This is a genomic window from Pseudomonas sp. ADAK2 (genome assembly GCF_012935755.1).
In the GTDB taxonomy this organism is placed as follows: domain Bacteria; phylum Pseudomonadota; class Gammaproteobacteria; order Pseudomonadales; family Pseudomonadaceae; genus Aquipseudomonas.
Window position 1 is genome coordinate 4,682,153 of the sequence record NZ_CP052862.1, and the last position, 16,468, is coordinate 4,698,620.

Genomic DNA, 16,468 nt, shown 5'->3' on the forward strand with positions numbered 1-16,468 from the left:
GCCTTGCTCCTACAGGATTAGGTGATCCGTAGGAGCGAGGCTTGCCCGCGAAGCTTTCAGGCCTGGGTGAATTGCGAGGCGAGTTCGCGCAGCAGCACTTCGGCTTCAAGCACTTTGCTGACCACGTCGTTGGCCTTGTCGCGAGTCAAACCTACGCGCTCCAGCAGCGCATCGGGGATGTCTTCATCCGGCCCCGAGCCAATCCCGCGACTGCGTAGCAAACGCACGGCCAGGCACACCAGGTTCGGGTACTCGGCATACGCGCCGTCATAACCCGGGTCGTGCTGGAAGCGTAGCGCGGTGGCCAGCTCATCCGGCATATCCCAATAACGCATCAACCAGGAACCGATCTGTTCGCGGCTGATGCCCAGCAAGTGTTGCTCGACATAGCTGTGGCACAGGTGCGGGTTGACCTCCAGGTGGCGGCAGATCAGCGAGAAGTGCGGCGGGAAGACGTGGGCCAGCAGCAGGTAGCCGAAGTTGTGCAGCAGCCCGGCGAGGTAGGTCAGGCCGGCTTCCGGGCGCTGGGCCCGGGGCATGGCGCGGGTCAGGCCTTCGATGACGGCGGCGGTGTAGATCGATTGCTGCCAGTACGGCGTGGTGTGTTGCGGGTGGTCTTTCGGCAGGCTCAAGGTCTTGCCGAGGGCCAGGCCCAGGGCCAGGTTGATCACCAGGTCGAAGCCGAGCACACGGACGATCGCATCTTCCACCGAACGAATCTTGCCCGGCGAGGCGTAGTACGGCGACGCGGCCCAGCTCACGACTTGCGCGGCCAGGGCCGGGTCGGTTTCGACGACGCCGGTGATGTCGTCGATGGTGGCGTTGGGGTCGACCCGCAGTTTGATGATTTTCTGCGCGGTTTCGGCCAGCGGTGGAATTTCGATGGTGGCTTCCAGGCGTTGCTGGATGCGTCGCGCGGTGAACGCCTGAACGGCCTGGGTGATTTCCTCGCGGTCATCATCGGGGCGGTCGAGGTTCGGGCGGATGCTGGTCAGGGCTTCGCCGAAATTGGCGGCACTGGCCTTGGTCAGCATGCTCTTGAAGGCTTCGCTGGTGATTTCCAGCAACACATTCGGCTCGCCGGAGTTGATCAGCAACTTTGGTTCGCGCAGCAGGCTTTCTTCGTACAGGCAGGGCGAACTGGTCAGCGCCGGCAGGCCGGGCAGCAGGCTCAGGCTGTGTTTGCCGAGCATCTTCTCCAGGCGTTCGGTCGAGACGGCAGTCAGTCGGCGGCCCGTCAGTTCGGCGAGGCGATTGAGGTCCAGCAACTGACTCTGCGGGAACAGCACCATGAGCGCGCCGACCGCATCATCCAGCAAAACCGCCTGCACTTTACGCGCGGCGTTGAGGCCGTGATGGTCGAGGACTTCTTCGTAGGCGATGCCCAACTTGCCGAGCAGTAGCCGAATTACAGACGGAGCGTGCGGGGTTTCGGGGACGAGGGCAGCGTCAGTCATGGTCTGTATCCGTTTGCAAACAATGGCAGGAGTATAACCACCTTGTTTAAACCCATGGTCCAGAAACTGCGACAGTGCTCACACTTGGCCGTATTGCTGCCCGTGGCGCAGCCAGCGATCGAGTAACGGGCTGACATGATCGGGCCAGCGTTCCAGCAGCGCCTGCGCCGCATCGCGCACGGCCGGCAGTAGATCGGCGTCGCGCATCAGGTCCGCGACCTTGAATTGCAGGAGCCCGGTCTGGCGCGTGCCGAGCATTTCACCGGGGCCGCGCAGTTCGAGGTCTTTTTCGGCGATGACAAAACCGTCGTTGGTTTCGCGCATGATGCCCAGGCGTTGGCGACCGATCTGTGACAGCGGCGGATGATAAAGCAGCACACAGTGACTGGCGGCGCTGCCCCGACCGACACGACCGCGCAACTGGTGCAGTTGCGCCAGACCGAGGCGTTCGGGGTTTTCGATGATCATCAGGCTGGCGTTGGGCACGTCCACGCCGACTTCGATCACCGTGGTGGCGACCAGCAGTTGCAGGTTGCCGGCCTTGAATTCGGCCATGACCGCGGCTTTCTCGACAGGCTTCATGCGCCCGTGAATCAACCCGACCTTCAACTCGCCGAGGGCGGCAGTGAGGTCTTCGTAAGTGGTTTCTGCGGCCTGGCAGGTCAGCTCTTCGGATTCTTCGATCAGCGTGCAGACCCAATACGCCTGCCGCCCTTCGGCGCAGGCACCGCGCACCCGCTCGATGACTTCGACGCGCCGGGTATCGGTGACCAGCACGGTGTTGACCGGAGTTCGACCGGGCGGCAGTTCGTCGAGGATAGAAGTATCAAGGTCGGCGTAAGCGCTCATGGCCAGCGTCCGTGGAATCGGCGTGGCGGTCATGATCAGTTGATGCGGACACATCCGTCCGCCAACGCCTTTCTGCCGCAGCGCCAGACGCTGCTGGACGCCGAAGCGGTGTTGTTCGTCGATGATCGCCAGGGCCAGGTTCTTGAACTGCACTTCTTCCTGGAACAAGGCGTGGGTGCCGACCACCATCGGCGCACCGTTGGCGATCTGCTCGAGCGCGGCGACGCGGTTCTTGCCCTTGAGCTTGCCGGCCAGCCACGCGACTTCGATGCCCAGCGGTTCGAGCCAGCGCTTGAAGGTGATGAAGTGCTGCTCGGCGAGGATCTCGGTCGGCGCCATCAAGGCAACCTGATAACCCGCCTCCAGCGCTTGCAACGCGGCCAGGGCGGCGACCACGGTCTTGCCGGCGCCGACGTCGCCCTGGATCAGGCGCAGCATCGGTTCGTGCTGACTGAGGTCGTAGGCGATTTCGTTGCCGACCCGTTGCTGGGCGCCAGTCGGCGTGAAGCCGAGATTGGCCAGGTACTTGGCTGGCAGCTTGGTGGCTTTGGGCATCGCCGGCGCGCGCAGGGAACGCATGCTTTCGCGCAGACGCTGCTGGGACAGTTGATGGGTCAGCAGTTCTTCGAAAGCCAAGCGATGCTGGGCCCAGTGATGGCCGAGGGCGAGTTCGTCGACGTCGGCATCGGCGGGCGGGTGATGCAGGTAGCGGATCGCGTCGGCCAGCGGCGCCAGTTGATAGTCCCGGGCCAGTTCGGTCGGCAGCCAGTCGGGCAGGCTGCTGGGGCCGAGCAGGGTCAGGGTTTGCATGCACAGTTGGCGCAGACGCTGTTGGGTCAGGCCTTCGGTCAGCGGGTAAACCGGGGTCAGGGTTTCATCCACGGGCGGCGGTTCGTCACCGGTGATGGCGCGGTATTCCGGGTGGTAGATTTCCAGTCCCGACGCCCCGGGCCGTGCTTCGCCGTAGCAGCGAATCCGCGTGCCGCGTTTCAGGCCTTCTTTCTGGGCGTTGCTGAAATGGTAGAAGCGCAGGCTGAGGCCGCCGGTGCCATCTTGAATCCGCACCACGAGGCTGCGACGACGGCCCATGACCACGTCGGCGCCGCTGACGGTGCCTTCGATCACGGCATCCTGACCGGGTCGCAAGTGACCGATCGGGACCACTCGGGTGCGGTCCTGATAGCGCAGCGGCAGGTGAAACAGCACGTCCTGGAGATTCTCCAGGCCGACCTTGGCCAATTTCTCGGCCATGGCTTCACCGACACCCTTGAGTGCCGTCACCGACACTTGCGACAACTCGGTCATGGCAGCGACTTAACCGGCCACCACCGGCGCTTGTGGCTTGGCCACCGAGCACAGGCGAATGGAGTCAGCGAGGATTTCAATCGCCTTCGGCCGCGGGAAGCTGGCGCGCCAGGCGATGGCCACGGTGCGGAACGGCACCGGCGGCGACAGTGGGCGCACGGCGATCACGCCTGGGGCGTAGTGGTGGCTGTCCACCGCCGACAGCGGCAGGATCGAAATGCCTAGGCCGGAGGCGACCATGTGGCGGATGGTTTCCAGGGAGCTGGACTCGACCGTGGTGTGTTTGGCGCCGTCATTGCCTTTGCCCAGGGTTGGGCAGGCTTCCAGCACTTGATCGCGGAAGCAGTGGCCTTCGCCGAGCAGCAGCAGGCTCTTGTCGTTGAGCAGGGCGGCGTCGATGGTTTCTTTCTGGGTCCACGGGTGCTGGGCTGGCATCAGGACGTAGAACGGCTCGTCGTAGAGCGGCAGGGTGAGCACGTCGGCTTCGTTGAACGGCAGGGCGATGATGATCGCGTCGAGCTCGCCGTTGCGCAGTTTGTCGCGCAGCACGTGGGTGAAGTTTTCTTCGATGTACAACGGCATCTGCGGGGCGACGCGGTGCAGTTGCGGGATCAGGTGCGGGAACAGGTACGGGCCGACGGTGTAGATCGCGCCGACTTTCAGCGGCGCGGTCAGCTGGTTCTTGCCGGCCTGGGCCAGTTCGCGAATGCCTTGGGCCTGCTCCAGGACTTTTTGCGCCTGGGCCACGATGCCTTCGCCGACCGGGGTCAGGCGCACGGCGCTCTTGCTGCGCTCGAAAATCAGCACACCGAGTTCGTCTTCAAGCTTTTTCACGCCCACCGACAGGGTCGGTTGGCTGACGTGGCAACGCTCGGCCGCGTGACCGAAGTGCTGCTCTTGGGCGAGGGTAACGATGTAGCGTAATTCTGTAAGAGTCATAGCGAGCGTCCATGAAGTTGCGGGCCAAGCATACCGGCTGCAATCGATAGACGCACGTTATCAGAGAGAGTGTGCTGAGTGACACAGGGCAATTCGGGTTTGCCGCTGGCGGATAGGCAAAAGGCACCTTTCGGTGCCTTTATGGCTGCTGCATAACCCTGTAGGAGCGAAGCTTGCTCGCGAAAGCGGTTTATCAGCCAACATGGATGTTGGATGTGATGGCCTCTTCGCGAGCAAGCTTCGCTCCTACAGGTGCCGTGTGTTGTTTAGCGCCGGCGTTTTTCCAGTGAATAAACAAACGGTGCAACGATTTCGATCGAGCCGTTGTTCAGCATGTCGGCCGGTGGCTTGGGCAGCGGCTGGGCACGTTTGATCATGTCCAGGGTCGCCCGGTCCAGATCGGCGTTGCCGGAACGGCCTACCAGTTCGAACGACAACACATTGCCTTCAGCATCGACCACAAAGCGCAGACGGTTCAGCCCTTCCTTGCCCCGGGACTGGGCACTGGCCGGGTACTTTTTGTACTTGGCCAAGTGAGCGAGCAGGGTGCCTTGCCAACTGGCCTTGGCGGCCTGCTGCGCGGGCGACGGCCCCGGCGCTGGCTGTGCGGATTTCTCGGTCGGGGCCTGGGTCGGTTGCGCGTCGCTCGGTTTTTCCTCGGACGGTTTTTCCTTCGGCGGCTCCGGCTTTTTCTCCACCGGCTTGGGCGGTTGCGGCTTGGGCTTGGGTTTGACCGGTTTCGGCACGGCGATCTCGGCCTTCGGCACTTCCGCCAGTTTCGGGATCGGCAGCTCTTCCACCGGAGCCGGTGGCTGCGGCGGCGTGATGACCTTCGGCGGTGCCGGCGGTGGCGGGGCCGGGACCGGCGCCAACTCGACCATCATTGCCTGTGGAGGCAACTCGATCGGCGGACGCGCCGTCCAGTTCACCGCCAGCGCAATGGCCAGCGCATGGACGCCCAGCACCACGGCCAGGCTCCCGCTGTAACGCGTCAGCTTATGGCGCGTCGTGATCATTTCTTGACTGCCGTCTCAAGCCCGACCAGACCCACCTTCAGGTAACCGGCGGAGCGCAGGTTGTCCATCACGCTCATCAGGTCGCCGTAATCCACGCCTTTATCGGCCTGGAAGAAGATCGTCGTGTCTTTCTTGCCCTTGGTCCTGGCGTCGAGGGTGGCGCCGAGTGCTTCGGCCTTCACTTCGTCTTCACCGAGGAACAGGCGCTGGTCAGCTTTTACGCTGAGGAATACCGGTTTCTCTGGCCGTGGCGCCGGTTTGGCGCTGGAGGCCGGCAGATCGACCTTGATGTCCACGGTGGCCAACGGCGCGGCCACCATGAAGATGATCAACAGCACCAGCATCACGTCGATAAACGGTGTGACGTTGATTTCGTGGTTCTCGGCCAGATCGTCGTCTGCGCCTTCTTTCAAATGCAAGCCCATGGCTGATTACCCTACTTTGACCACGTGGGGTTGCGTGGAGCGCTCAGCGGTCGGCAGGTGATCCAGATCACGGCTGACCAGCAACAGGACTTCAGCAGAGGCGTCCGACACCTGCGCCTTGTAACCGGCGATGGAGCGGGCGAAAACGTTGTAGATGACCACGGCAGGGATCGCGGCAACCAGGCCCAGCGCGGTGGCCAGCAGGGCTTCGGCGATGCCGGGAGCGACTACGGCGAGGTTGGTGGTCTGGGTTTTGGCGATGCCGATGAAGCTGTTCATGATGCCCCACACGGTGCCGAACAGACCCACGAATGGCGCGGTGGAGCCGATGGTGGCGAGTACGCCGGTGCCGCTGCTCATGTTGCGACCGCAGGCGGCAACCAGACGCTCAAGACGGAAGGCGACACGTTCCTTGATGCCTTCTTTCTCGCGGCTGTTGGCCGACAAGCGCATTTCTTCCAGGGCGTCGTGGACCAGCAGATGGGCGAGGGTGCCTTGCTTGGTCGCGGTGACGCTGGCTTCTTTAAGGGTGGTGGCTTTTTTCAGGTGGACGATTTCGGTGCGCAGACGACGCTTGGCGCCCATCAGCTCGAAGCCCTTGGCGATCCAGATGGTCCAGGTGATGATCGAGGCGATGGCCAGGCCGATCATCACGATTTTCACGATAATATCGGCGTTCTGGTACATGCCCCATGGCGACAGGTCGTGGGCCATGCCCAGGGAGTTGTCAGGTTCGAGGACTTCTGGCGCGTTTTCGGCGTTGGCATCCACGGCCTGGGCTGGGTCAGTTGCGGCAGGTGCTACGGCGGGAGCGGCATGATCAGCCGGGGCTGGCGCAGCGGCGGCGGCCGGGGTGGCTGGCGCTTGTGCATCAGCGAAAGCGGCGACAGGCGCCAGCATCAGGCTGAGCAGCAGGGCGGCCACAGCGCTCCAGGCGCGAGGTCGTTTGGTTGGCGAAGCGGGGAATTGATTGCGTGTCATGCTGGCCGGACCTGAGAGAAAAATAGGGTAAATGTTCTTCCAGGCCTCGTAAGGCCGAGAACAAAAGTGGTCGGCATTATTGCAAGTAATTCTTGTTAACAGAAGTAATAGCGTCTCTTTTTTTCCTCCATTGCTAGCCGCTCGTCCTATACGGGCGCTAGTCTGTACCTTTCCTGAGGGAGTTTTCTGATGTCCGCGCCATCTGTTTTGATCGCCGGCTGCGGTGATGTCGGCAGTCGTCTGGCCACGCAATTGCTAGCTTTGGGGTGGGAGGTTCACGGCTTGCGGCGTGATGTCTCGCGCCTGCCTGAAGGTGTGATTGGCGTTGCCGGCGACCTGTTCAATAAAGACTGCCCGGACACCTGGCCAATCGGTGCGGTGGATTACCTCGTGTATTGCGCGGCAGCCACCGATCACGATGAGGCCGGTTACCGCGCCGCTTATATTCAGGGTTTGCAGCACGTGCTGGAGTGGCTCGGTGACTATGGGCAAGTGCCCAATCGGCTGCTATTCGTGTCCAGCAGCAGTGTTTATGGCCAGCAAGAGGGCGAATGGGTCGACGAGAATTCGCCGACCGTGGCAGCGGGCTATTCAGGGCGGGTGATGCTGGAAGCCGAGCAGATTGCACTCAATAGCGGAATCCCGGCGAGCATCGTGCGTTTGACCGGGATCTACGGGCCGGGCCGAGAGTTTCTGCTGACTCAGGTTCGTCGCGGTTATCGCGTGGCTGTTGATCCGCCGCTGTATGGCAACCGCATTCACTCGGACGACGCGGCGGGGTTGATGGCGCATTTGCTGGAGGCGGATCAGCGAGGGACGGTGCTGGATGACGTCTATATAGGTGTCGACGACGCGCCTGCGCCACTGGCGGAAGTGGTGGGCTGGTTGCGTGAGTATCTGGGCGTGACCGAGTGGGCCGAGGACGAGAGCGTGCGCCGCACGGGTAGCAAGCGTTGCAGTAATGCCCGGGCGAAAGCGCTGGGCTGGGCACCAAAGTATCCGAGTTATCGCGAAGGCTACGCTGCCATTCTCGAAGGCCGCTGATACTTTTCAAATACCCCAAAACAACTGTAGGAGCGAGGTTTGCCCGCGAAGGCGTCATAACATCCAACCTCTATGTTGACTGTTACATCGCTTTCGCGGGCAAGCCGCGCTCCTACAATTGGTTTTGCGTTGGTCTTACTGCTTTTCCAGCAACCACTTGCGATCACCCGGCGTGAACTGAGGCATTTCATCCGCCTGCGCCGTGTTCACAGCCTGAAAAATCTCCAGTTCCTTGCCTTTACGCGCAAAGATCCAGGTGTTGCCCTGGCCGTTCTGCTGCAGCCACATATTGTCGTTGCCGCCGCTCATCGACGCGCAATCACCCGCCAGGCACAGGGCATAACGATCCGCGCCTGGCAGGCCGGCCACTTGGCCATCCGCCTGAAATTGCACGGTGCTGCCTTCACCCTGACCGTTGACGATGGACCAGCTGCCGCCCATGTAGGCCGTGTACAGCGCGCGTTCGAAGCTGGCGCCAATCGGCGCGCCTTCCGGGACCGGAATCAAGGCACGGTCGAAGACTTGCGCGGGTTCGTTGTCGTTCGCGACCTGGCTCAATTGCTTGCCGTCGCGTCGCAACTCGCTGGCGGAGCTGCCATAGAAGTCGACTTTCCAGGCGCCGGACTCATCGGCCAGCAACTTGCCTTCGACGTTTTCAAAACCGTTGGTGTAGCGGGCCTGGTTGGCCTTGGTGTTGACGTCCCATTCCAGGTTCGGACCGTATGCCTGGAGCGCTTCGCGCAGAGGGCCGCCCTTGGAGGCAGCATCGATGGCCACCTGGTTGATCCAGGTGCCGCTGATATCACTGTCGGCAGGATTGCTGGCGCAGCCGCCGAGGAAAACGGCGAGCAAGGAGAGGGCAAGCGCTTTGCGCATGGTGGAATCCTTTCAAAACGAAAACGGCGCAGCCTGGGAGGCTGCGCCGGATGTGTTACTCGATGACCAGAATAGCGTCCATTTCTACCTGCGAACCCTTTGGCAGGGCTGCAACGCCGATGGCGGCGCGGGCAGGGTAGGGTTGGTCAAAGTATTTGCCCATGATCTCGTTGACCTTGGCGAAGTGGCTCAGGTCGGTGAGGAAGATGTTCAGTTTGACGATGTCCTTGAACGAACCGCCGGCGGCTTCAGCCACGGCCTTGAGGTTCTCGAACACCTGGACGGTCTGGGCTTCGAAGCCTTCGACCAGTTCCATGGTTTTTGGGTCCAGGGGAATCTGACCCGACATGTAGACGGTATTGCCAGCCTTGATCGCCTGGGAATAAGTGCCGATGGCGGCCGGGGCTTTGTCGCTGGTGATAACAGTCTTGGTCATGAATGACTCCTTGTAATGGATGGGCTACGCGCGCATGCGGGTGATGCGAATCACCCCGGTCAAGGCGCGCAGTTTCTTGATCACGCGGGCCAGGTGCACACGGTCGTGCACGCTGACCACCAGTTGGACCACGCTGATGCGACCATCGCGTTCGTCCATGCTGATTTTTTCGATATTGCCGTCGGCCGCGTTGACGCTGCTGGCCAACAGGGCGATCAGGCCGCGCTGATGTTCCAGTTCGACGCGCAGCTCGACGTTGAATTCGCCGGTGACATCCTTGGCCCACGAGAGCTGGATGCATTTTTCCGGGTTGTGGCGGATTTCGCTGATGTTGCGGCAGTTGTCCAGGTGCACAACCATGCCTTTGCCCGCGGACAGGTGCCCGACAATCGGGTCGCCCGGGATCGGCGTGCAACATTTGGCGTAGCTGAGCACCAGGCCTTCGGTACCGCGAATCGCCAGCGGACCTTCGGCGCTCGGCAGTTGTTCGCCTTCGCCCAGCAGGCGGCGGGCGACCACATAGGCCATGCGGTTGCCCAGACCGATGTCTTCGAGCAAGTCTTCGATCAGTTCCAGGCGGTATTCGGTGAGCATCGCCTTGACGCGCTCGGCCGGGACTTTTTCCAGGGTGCTGTCGAAGCCGTTGAGCACTTTGTTCAGCAGGCGTTCGCCGAGGCTGATGGATTCGGAGCGGCGTTGCAGTTTCAGCGCGTGGCGGATGTGCGTGCGTGCCTTGCCGGTGACCACGAAGTTGAGCCACGCCGGGTTCGGCCGTGCACCGGGGGCGCTGACGATCTCGACCGTGGAACCGCTTTGCAGCGGTTCGGACAGCGGTGCGAGACGACGATTGATCCGGCAGGCGATGCAGCTGTTGCCGACATCGGTGTGCACCGCGTAGGCGAAATCGACCGCCGTGGAGCCTTTGGGCAGCTCCATGATCCGGCCTTTAGGCGTGAACACGTAGACCTCGTCCGGGAACAGGTCGATCTTCACGCTTTCGATGAATTCCAGCGAGTTGCCGGCGCGTTGCTGCATTTCCAGCACGCCTTTTACCCACTGGCGGGCGCGGGCGTGAGTGCCTTTGGGCTGCTCGTCGCCGCTGGATTTGTACAGCCAATGGGCAGCGATGCCGTTGTTGGCCATCTCTTCCATTTCACGGGTGCGGATCTGGATCTCGATCGGTACACCGTGCATGCCGAACAGCGTGGTGTGCAGCGACTGATAGCCGTTGGCCTTGGGGATCGCGATGTAATCCTTGAAGCGACCCGGCAACGGTTTGTACAAATTATGCACAGCACCCAGCACGCGGTAGCAGGTATCGACCTTGTCGACGATGATCCGGAACGCGTAGACGTCCATGATTTCGTTGAAGGCCCGACGCTTGCCGCGCATTTTCTTGTAGATGCCGTAGAGGTGTTTCTGGCGCCCGCTGACTTCGCCCTGGATTTCATCAATCGCCAGGCAGTGGCTCAGGGACTCTTCGATCTTGTTGACGATTTCCTTGCGGTTGCCCCGGGCGCGCTTGACGGCCTGGTTGATCCGCGCGGAACGCATCGGGTGCATGGCCTTGAAGCCGAGGTCTTCGAATTCTATGCGGATGGCGTGCATGCCCAGCCGGTTGGCGATGGGCGCATAGATTTCCAGGGTTTCCTTGGCGATGCGTCGGCGTTTTTCGCCGGACAGCACTTCCAGCGTGCGCATGTTGTGCAGGCGGTCGGCCAGCTTGACCAGGATCACGCGAATGTCGCGGGCCATGGCCATGGCCATTTTCTGGAAGTTTTCGGCCTGGGCTTCGGCTTTGGTCTCGAAGTTCATCTGGGTCAGTTTGCTGACCCCATCGACCAGTTCGGCCACGGTTTCGCCGAACTGCGCTTGCAGCGCTTCCTTGGCAATCCCGGTGTCTTCGATCACGTCATGCAGCATCGCCGCCATCAAACTCTGATGGTCCATGTGCATGTCGGCAAGAATATTCGCCACCGCAAGAGGATGCGTGACGTACGCCTCGCCGCTGCGGCGGCGTTGGCCGTCGTGGGCTTGTTCGGCGTAGAAATACGCTCGGCGGACCAGGTTGACCTGGTCCTTGCCGAGGTAGGTCGATAAGCGATCGGCGAGGGCGTCTATGCTCGGCATGATGACTCCTGCCGTTCGCTGTGACCCCGCGCCGTGCTACGTCGACCAGGCATAGGCTTAGACGGCCTCGTTGGACTCGTCCTCGAACGCTGCGAACAGCGGTTCGTCTTCGACGATTTCAGCATTGGCGATGAACTCATAGCTCATCAGGCCTTCAGCGATTTCACGCAGCGCTACAACGGTAGGCTTGTCGTTTTCCCACTGAACCAGTGGCTCTTTGCCGCCGGTGGCCAGTTGACGGGCACGTTTGGTGGACAGCATGACCAGCTCAAAACGGTTTTCCACGTGGTTCAGGCAGTCTTCAACGGTTACGCGGGCCATGGTATTCCTCGGAGCGAATGCAATATGCGCGCTGCCCGGTTGGGCGAGCGGACTCAACAGTTTAAAAAATCACCAGCGATTAGGGAAGCGCTGATTTTTTGACCAAGCCCTTCGACGCGCTGCAAGTGCCAATGTAAAGCCCTTGCAGCGGTTTTGGGAAGAGCTGTTTAGCCGAGCAATTCAGCCAAAAGTTTTCCGTTACGCTGCTGCTGACGCTTCTGATGCAGCTGATTTGCACGGAAAATCGCCTTCAGGTCGTGCAGGGCGTGGGCAAAATCGTCGTTGATGATCAGGTAGTCGTAGTCGACGTAGTGGCTCATCTCGCTGACGGCTTCACGCATCCGGCCGTCGATGATCTCGTCGCTGTCCTGGCCGCGATTGGTCAGGCGCTGGTGCAAGGCTTCCAGGGACGGCGGCAGAATGAAGATCGAGCGGGCTTGTGGCATCAACTTGCGCACTTGCTCGGCGCCTTGCCAGTCGATTTCCAGGATCAGGTCGTGGCCTGCGTCCAGGGTCTGCTGCAAGTGGCTTTGCGAGGTGCCGTAGAGGTTGCCGAACACTTCGGCGCGCTCCAGGAAGTCGCCGTGTTCGCCCATCTTCACAAACGCTTCGCGCGAGACGAAGTGATAGTTCACGCCGTCCACTTCACCGGGGCGCATAGCGCGGGTGGTGTGGGAAACCGAGACGCGAATCTCCGGGTCGGAGTCGGTCAGGGCCTTGACCAGGCTGCTCTTGCCCGCGCCCGAAGGGGCGGAAATGATGTACAGGGTGCCGGTGCTGTGGGTCATGTCGGGGTGGCCTTACTCAATATTCTGTACTTGTTCGCGCATCTGCTCGATCAACACTTTGAGGTTGACCGCAGCCGTGGTGCTGCGCGGATCGAAGGCTTTGGAGCCCAGTGTGTTGGCTTCGCGGTTGAGTTCCTGCATCAGGAAGTCCAGGCGCCGACCGGCCGCACCGCCGGACTTGAGCACCCGGCGAACTTCGAGGATGTGAGTGCTCAGGCGATCCAGTTCTTCGGCGACGTCGCTCTTTTGCGCGAGCATGACCATTTCCTGCTCCAGCCGCTGTGGGTCCATCTCGGCTTTCATGTCGGCAAAGCGGTCGAGGACTTTCTGGCGCTGGGTGGCGAGCATCTGCGGAACGAGCTCGCGCAGGGTCACGACGTCTTCTTCAATGGAGGTCAGGCGCTCGTTGATCAGGCGTGCCAGCTCCGCGCCTTCGCGCTCGCGGCCAGCCTTCAACTCTTTCAAGCCCTGGGTGAACAGCGCCAGTGCTTCGGCATTCAAGGCTTGCGGATCAGTCGCGTCGCCGACCAGGACGCCAGGCCAGGCCAGGACTTCCAGTGGGTTCAGCGCGGCCGGGTTCTTGATCAGGCCGGAGATCGTCTCGGCGGCGGCAACCAGTTGCGAAGCGCGCTCGCGATCTATTTGCAGGGTTTTGCCGGTGCTTTCTTCAGTGAAACGCAGGGTGCATTCCAGTTTGCCTCGGGAAATGCCCTGGCGCAGCGCTTCGCGGACCGCGCCTTCGAGGTCGCGAAAGGATTCCGGCAGGCGCAGGTGCGGCTCCAGGTAGCGGCTGTTGACCGAGCGCAGCTCCCAGCTCAGGGTGCCTTGGGCGCCGGCTTTTTCGACGCGGGCGAAGGCGGTCATGCTGTGCACCATGGAGGTACCTCGCAATGCAGGCCGACGCGAACAGTTGAGCTTCGCGGACCCGATATCAATGAATGTAAGCCGACTGGCAGCAAAGGCGCAGGATTGTAGCGCAGTGGGGCGGATGCGCCCAAACACACGCTGTGACAAAGGGCTGCAGGCCGTCGGTTAGGCACTTATCTGCGCCTTCAACCGTCGGCCGGATTTTTTAGAAGTGCCCAGTCGTTGCTGGCGGCTCTATAATGCTCCGCAGTTTTCCGTCCCCCGTACAGGTATTCCCTATGAAACGTCCAAGTGGTCGCGTTGCCGATCAGCTCCGCTCGATCCGCATTACCCGCAACTACACCAAACACGCCGAGGGTTCTGTGCTGGTCGAGTTCGGTGATACCAAAGTCATCTGCACCGTCAGCGTCGAGAATGGCGTGCCACGTTTCCTCAAAGGTCAGGGCCAAGGCTGGTTGACCGCTGAATACGGCATGCTGCCGCGCGCCACTGGCGAGCGTAACCAGCGTGAAGCGAGCCGCGGCAAGCAAGGCGGCCGCACTCTGGAAATCCAGCGTCTGATCGGCCGTTCCCTGCGCGCTGCGCTGGACATGTCGAAGCTGGGCGATGTCACCCTGTACGTCGATTGCGACGTGATCCAGGCTGACGGCGGCACCCGTACCGCGTCCATCACCGGCGCCATGGTTGCGCTGGTCGATGCTTTGAAAGTGATCAAGAAGCGCGGCGGCCTGAAAGGCGGCGACCCGCTCAAGCAAATGATCGCGGCCGTTTCGGTCGGCATGTACCAGGGCGAGCCTGTGCTTGACCTCGACTATCTGGAAGACTCGGCTGCCGAGACTGACCTGAACGTCGTCATGACCAGCACCGGTGGCTTCATCGAAGTCCAGGGCACTGCCGAAGGCGCGCCGTTCCAGCCGGAAGAGCTGAACGCCATGCTGGAACTGGCCAAGAAAGGCATGAACGAGATTTTCGAGCTGCAGAAAGCCGCACTGGCTGACTGATCGGACCTTTCCACACCAAGGAGGACGCCATGAGTGATCAGCAATTGCTACCCACGCCGAGCCAGGAGGTTCGTCAGTGGGCGATGTTTTGTCACTTGTCCGCCTTGCTGGGGATCTGGATTCCGTTTGGTACGCTGATCGGCCCGCTGATTCTCTGGCAGATGAAGCGCGAGAGTGATCCGTTTATTGATGCGCAGGGCAAGGAAGCGCTCAATTTTCAGATCACCGTCGCCATCGCCGCGACCCTCTCGTTCTTTTTGATGTTGGTGGTCATCGGGTTCTTCCTGCTTGGCCTGATCGCCATCGGCGCGTTGGTGCTGACGATCATCGCTGGCGTGAAAGCCAATGAAGGGGTGCCTTATCGGTATCCGTTCACTTGGCGGGTGATCAAGTAATGATCAATCCGGGCAGGCCCGCCTTGCATTGAACGCTGTAAAACAAATGCCCTGACTTGTCAGGGCATTTGTATTTCTGCAGTTCAATTAACATCGCTGGCGCACGGGGCGGGTGATAACTGCGCCGCAGTTCTTTATCAACGATCACTCTTACATCTTTAGTCACAACTGTAATGCCTCAACATCGGCTGCGTCCTTGGCAATGAGACTTTACGGTTGATAGAGTTGCCCCACGTTATATTCACTAAGAAATATTTCGACATATTCAAGCCATCGAAGGTCCTTGAATTTCAAGCAATCAGTGTTGAGAAACTCAGCCGGTTCAAGAGGCGTGCGCAGGTAAAAAGTTCGCCTCTGAATATATATAGCCAAGAATAATCCCAATGATTCAGCTCGATTTTTATGGAACGCTTGTGGCCGCCTCCTTAGTACTTTTACTGGGGCGCGGACTTGTTACACGTGTTGGTTTTTTACGTAATTACAATATCCCTGAACCCGTCGCCGGCGGCTTGTTGGTTGCCTTGGCTCTTCTCGTATTACGAACGTTTGATATTGAACTCCGCTTCGATACTTCATTACAGACACCGTTGATGTTGGCTTTTTTTGCCACGATCGGCTTGAGTGCGGACTTCGCCAGCCTGAAGAAGGGCGGTCGCGCAGTGGGCGTTTTTCTGCTGGCAGTGGCCGGACTGCTGATCGTCCAGAATGCCATGGGCATCGGCCTCGCAAAAATGCTCGGGCTCGATCCTTTGATGGGACTGCTGACCGGTTCGATTACGTTGTCGGGCGGTCACGGTACAGGTGCCGCGTGGGGGACGGTGTTCAGCGAGAAGTACGGTCTGGCGTCGGCCTCCGAGCTGGCGATTGCGTCTGCGACGTTCGGCCTGGTGTTGGGTGGCTTGATTGGTGGTCCGGTCGCTCGTCTGCTGATCAAGCGTGTTCAAGTGCCTGGCTGCCACCCTCAGGAAACACCACAGTTGCCAAAGGGCTTTGAGCAGCCGAACAAAGAGCGCTCGATTACGCCATTTTCGTTTATCGAAACACTCGCTCTGATCGCGGTCAGCTTATTGGCCGGCAATCTTCTGAATGGCTGGCTGCAAGGAACGGCACTTGAATTGCCGACGTTCGTTTGCGTCTTGTTCGTGGGTGTCGTTTTACGCAATGGGCTTTCAGCGTTGGGCTTGTATCAGGTATTCGAGCGTGAAGTCTCGGTGCTGGGGAATGTCAGCCTGTCGCTGTTTCTGGCGATTGCCTTGATGTCGCTCAAACTGTGGGACCTGGCGGCACTGGCCTTGCCGATCTTCATCATTCTGGCTGCTCAAGCATTGGTCATGGCGCTGTTTGCGATTTTCGTGACGTTCAGAATCATGGGCAGTAACTACGATGCGGCGGTGTTGGCGGCAGGGCACTGCGGTTTCGGGCTGGGTGCCACACCCACGGCCATCGCTAACATGCAGGCGGTGACGCAGCGCTACGGGCCTTCGCAGATAGCGTTTCTCGTGGTGCCCATGGTGGGTGCGTTCTTCATCGACATCATTAATGTCATCGTGATCAAGCTGTACCTTGCGTTGCCGTTTTTTGCCGTTGCCTGAGGTTCGGGCTGCGTCGACGGGTGCATAAAAAATGCCCGTATCTTGC

Annotated in this window: 16 protein-coding genes; 4 read left to right on the forward strand and 12 right to left on the reverse strand. The window is 60.7% G+C overall.

What is annotated here, in order from left to right; all coding sequences use genetic code 11:
• Positions 1–56 precede the first annotated feature (56 nt).
• The 6 genes from HKK52_RS21425 to exbB all read right to left on the reverse strand — a co-directional run bounded on the left by HKK52_RS21425 (position 57) and on the right by exbB (position 6,972).
• Positions 57–1,457 (reverse strand): aminoacyl-tRNA deacylase and HDOD domain-containing protein, encoded by a 1,401-nt coding sequence (locus HKK52_RS21425; RefSeq protein WP_169372485.1) that lies wholly within the window; start codon positions 1,455–1,457, stop codon positions 57–59.
• A gap of 78 nt (positions 1,458–1,535) precedes the next feature.
• Positions 1,536–3,611 (reverse strand): ATP-dependent DNA helicase RecG, encoded by a 2,076-nt coding sequence (gene recG / locus HKK52_RS21430; RefSeq protein WP_169372486.1) that lies wholly within the window; start codon positions 3,609–3,611, stop codon positions 1,536–1,538.
• 9 nt (positions 3,612–3,620) lie between these two features.
• A complete protein-coding gene (locus tag HKK52_RS21435) occupies positions 3,621–4,550 on the reverse strand; it encodes a hydrogen peroxide-inducible genes activator (protein ID WP_123408680.1) in 930 nt (309 codons plus the stop codon).
• Positions 4,551–4,816: 266 nt separating this feature from the next.
• Entirely contained in the window at positions 4,817–5,566 is a 750-nt protein-coding gene (locus HKK52_RS21440) for an energy transducer TonB family protein (RefSeq protein WP_133835383.1), read from the reverse strand.
• Positions 5,563–5,991, reverse strand: a complete 429-nt coding sequence (gene exbD, locus HKK52_RS21445; protein WP_008150131.1) for a TonB system transport protein ExbD — start codon at positions 5,989–5,991, stop codon at positions 5,563–5,565. Before exbD ends, HKK52_RS21440 begins: the two co-directional genes overlap by 4 nt.
• Positions 5,992–5,997: 6 nt before the next feature.
• On the reverse strand, positions 5,998–6,972 hold the full coding sequence (exbB, locus tag HKK52_RS21450) for a tonB-system energizer ExbB (RefSeq protein WP_169372487.1): 975 nt from the start codon (positions 6,970–6,972) through the stop codon (positions 5,998–6,000).
• Positions 6,973–7,161: 189 nt separating this feature from the next.
• Between exbB and HKK52_RS21455 the strand changes: the two genes are divergently transcribed.
• Positions 7,162–8,016 (forward strand): SDR family oxidoreductase, encoded by an 855-nt coding sequence (locus tag HKK52_RS21455; RefSeq protein WP_169372488.1) that lies wholly within the window; start codon positions 7,162–7,164, stop codon positions 8,014–8,016.
• Between the two features lie 135 nt (positions 8,017–8,151).
• Here HKK52_RS21455 and HKK52_RS21460 read toward each other — a convergent pair whose 3' ends face one another.
• From HKK52_RS21460 to HKK52_RS21485, 6 genes are all read right to left on the reverse strand, one after another.
• Entirely contained in the window at positions 8,152–8,892 is a 741-nt protein-coding gene (locus HKK52_RS21460; RefSeq protein ID WP_169372489.1) for a hypothetical protein, read from the reverse strand.
• A gap of 55 nt (positions 8,893–8,947) precedes the next feature.
• Positions 8,948–9,328: a RidA family protein gene (locus tag HKK52_RS21465; protein ID WP_003229509.1), complete on the reverse strand. Its 381-nt coding sequence runs from the start codon at positions 9,326–9,328 to the stop codon at positions 8,948–8,950.
• 24 nt (positions 9,329–9,352) lie between these two features.
• Positions 9,353–11,458: a bifunctional GTP diphosphokinase/guanosine-3',5'-bis pyrophosphate 3'-pyrophosphohydrolase gene (gene spoT, locus HKK52_RS21470; RefSeq protein ID WP_169372490.1), complete on the reverse strand. Its 2,106-nt coding sequence runs from the start codon at positions 11,456–11,458 to the stop codon at positions 9,353–9,355.
• Between the two features lie 57 nt (positions 11,459–11,515).
• Complete coding sequence (gene rpoZ / locus HKK52_RS21475) at positions 11,516–11,779, reverse strand: DNA-directed RNA polymerase subunit omega (protein WP_007894670.1); 264 nt, start codon at positions 11,777–11,779, stop codon at positions 11,516–11,518.
• A 167-nt stretch (positions 11,780–11,946) separates the two neighbouring features.
• On the reverse strand, positions 11,947–12,567 hold the full coding sequence (gmk, locus tag HKK52_RS21480) for a guanylate kinase (RefSeq protein WP_169372491.1): 621 nt from the start codon (positions 12,565–12,567) through the stop codon (positions 11,947–11,949).
• Between the two features lie 12 nt (positions 12,568–12,579).
• Positions 12,580–13,443 carry a YicC/YloC family endoribonuclease gene (locus HKK52_RS21485; protein WP_169372492.1) on the reverse strand — a complete coding sequence of 288 codons (864 nt, stop codon included), beginning with the start codon at positions 13,441–13,443 and terminating at the stop codon, positions 12,580–12,582.
• Between the two features lie 269 nt (positions 13,444–13,712).
• Here HKK52_RS21485 and rph point away from each other — a divergent pair, with 269 nt between their 5' ends.
• From rph to gltS, 3 genes are all read left to right on the forward strand, one after another.
• Complete coding sequence (rph, locus tag HKK52_RS21490; RefSeq protein WP_046030686.1) at positions 13,713–14,435, forward strand: ribonuclease PH; 723 nt, start codon at positions 13,713–13,715, stop codon at positions 14,433–14,435.
• A 29-nt stretch (positions 14,436–14,464) separates the two neighbouring features.
• Positions 14,465–14,830: a DUF4870 domain-containing protein gene (locus HKK52_RS21495; RefSeq protein WP_149659481.1), complete on the forward strand. Its 366-nt coding sequence runs from the start codon at positions 14,465–14,467 to the stop codon at positions 14,828–14,830.
• 383 nt (positions 14,831–15,213) lie between these two features.
• Positions 15,214–16,422 carry a sodium/glutamate symporter gene (gene gltS, locus HKK52_RS21500; protein WP_169372493.1) on the forward strand — a complete coding sequence of 403 codons (1,209 nt, stop codon included), beginning with the start codon at positions 15,214–15,216 and terminating at the stop codon, positions 16,420–16,422.
• The last annotated feature ends 46 nt before the right edge of the window (positions 16,423–16,468 follow it).

Excerpts from the sequence above, each read along its gene's own strand:
- spoT (WP_169372490.1), bottom strand. The coding sequence starts at position 11,458 with ATGCCGAGCATAGACGCCCTCGCCGATCGCTTATCGACCTACCTCGGC.
- gltS (WP_169372493.1), top strand. The coding sequence starts at position 15,214 with ATGATTCAGCTCGATTTTTATGGAACGCTTGTGGCCGCCTCCTTAGTA.
- HKK52_RS21435 (WP_123408680.1), bottom strand. The coding sequence starts at position 4,550 with ATGACTCTTACAGAATTACGCTACATCGTTACCCTCGCCCAAGAGCAG.
- HKK52_RS21485 (WP_169372492.1), bottom strand. The coding sequence starts at position 13,443 with ATGGTGCACAGCATGACCGCCTTCGCCCGCGTCGAAAAAGCCGGCGCC.
- exbD (WP_008150131.1), bottom strand. The coding sequence starts at position 5,991 with ATGGGCTTGCATTTGAAAGAAGGCGCAGACGACGATCTGGCCGAGAAC.
- HKK52_RS21465 (WP_003229509.1), bottom strand. The coding sequence starts at position 9,328 with ATGACCAAGACTGTTATCACCAGCGACAAAGCCCCGGCCGCCATCGGC.
- exbB (WP_169372487.1), bottom strand. The coding sequence starts at position 6,972 with ATGACACGCAATCAATTCCCCGCTTCGCCAACCAAACGACCTCGCGCC.
- rpoZ (WP_007894670.1), bottom strand. The coding sequence starts at position 11,779 with ATGGCCCGCGTAACCGTTGAAGACTGCCTGAACCACGTGGAAAACCGT.
- gmk (WP_169372491.1), bottom strand. The coding sequence starts at position 12,567 with ATGACCCACAGCACCGGCACCCTGTACATCATTTCCGCCCCTTCGGGC.
- recG (WP_169372486.1), bottom strand. The coding sequence starts at position 3,611 with ATGACCGAGTTGTCGCAAGTGTCGGTGACGGCACTCAAGGGTGTCGGT.
- HKK52_RS21455 (WP_169372488.1), top strand. The coding sequence starts at position 7,162 with ATGTCCGCGCCATCTGTTTTGATCGCCGGCTGCGGTGATGTCGGCAGT.
- HKK52_RS21495 (WP_149659481.1), top strand. The coding sequence starts at position 14,465 with ATGAGTGATCAGCAATTGCTACCCACGCCGAGCCAGGAGGTTCGTCAG.
- HKK52_RS21460 (WP_169372489.1), bottom strand. The coding sequence starts at position 8,892 with ATGCGCAAAGCGCTTGCCCTCTCCTTGCTCGCCGTTTTCCTCGGCGGC.
- rph (WP_046030686.1), top strand. The coding sequence starts at position 13,713 with ATGAAACGTCCAAGTGGTCGCGTTGCCGATCAGCTCCGCTCGATCCGC.
- HKK52_RS21440 (WP_133835383.1), bottom strand. The coding sequence starts at position 5,566 with ATGATCACGACGCGCCATAAGCTGACGCGTTACAGCGGGAGCCTGGCC.
- HKK52_RS21425 (WP_169372485.1), bottom strand. The coding sequence starts at position 1,457 with ATGACTGACGCTGCCCTCGTCCCCGAAACCCCGCACGCTCCGTCTGTA.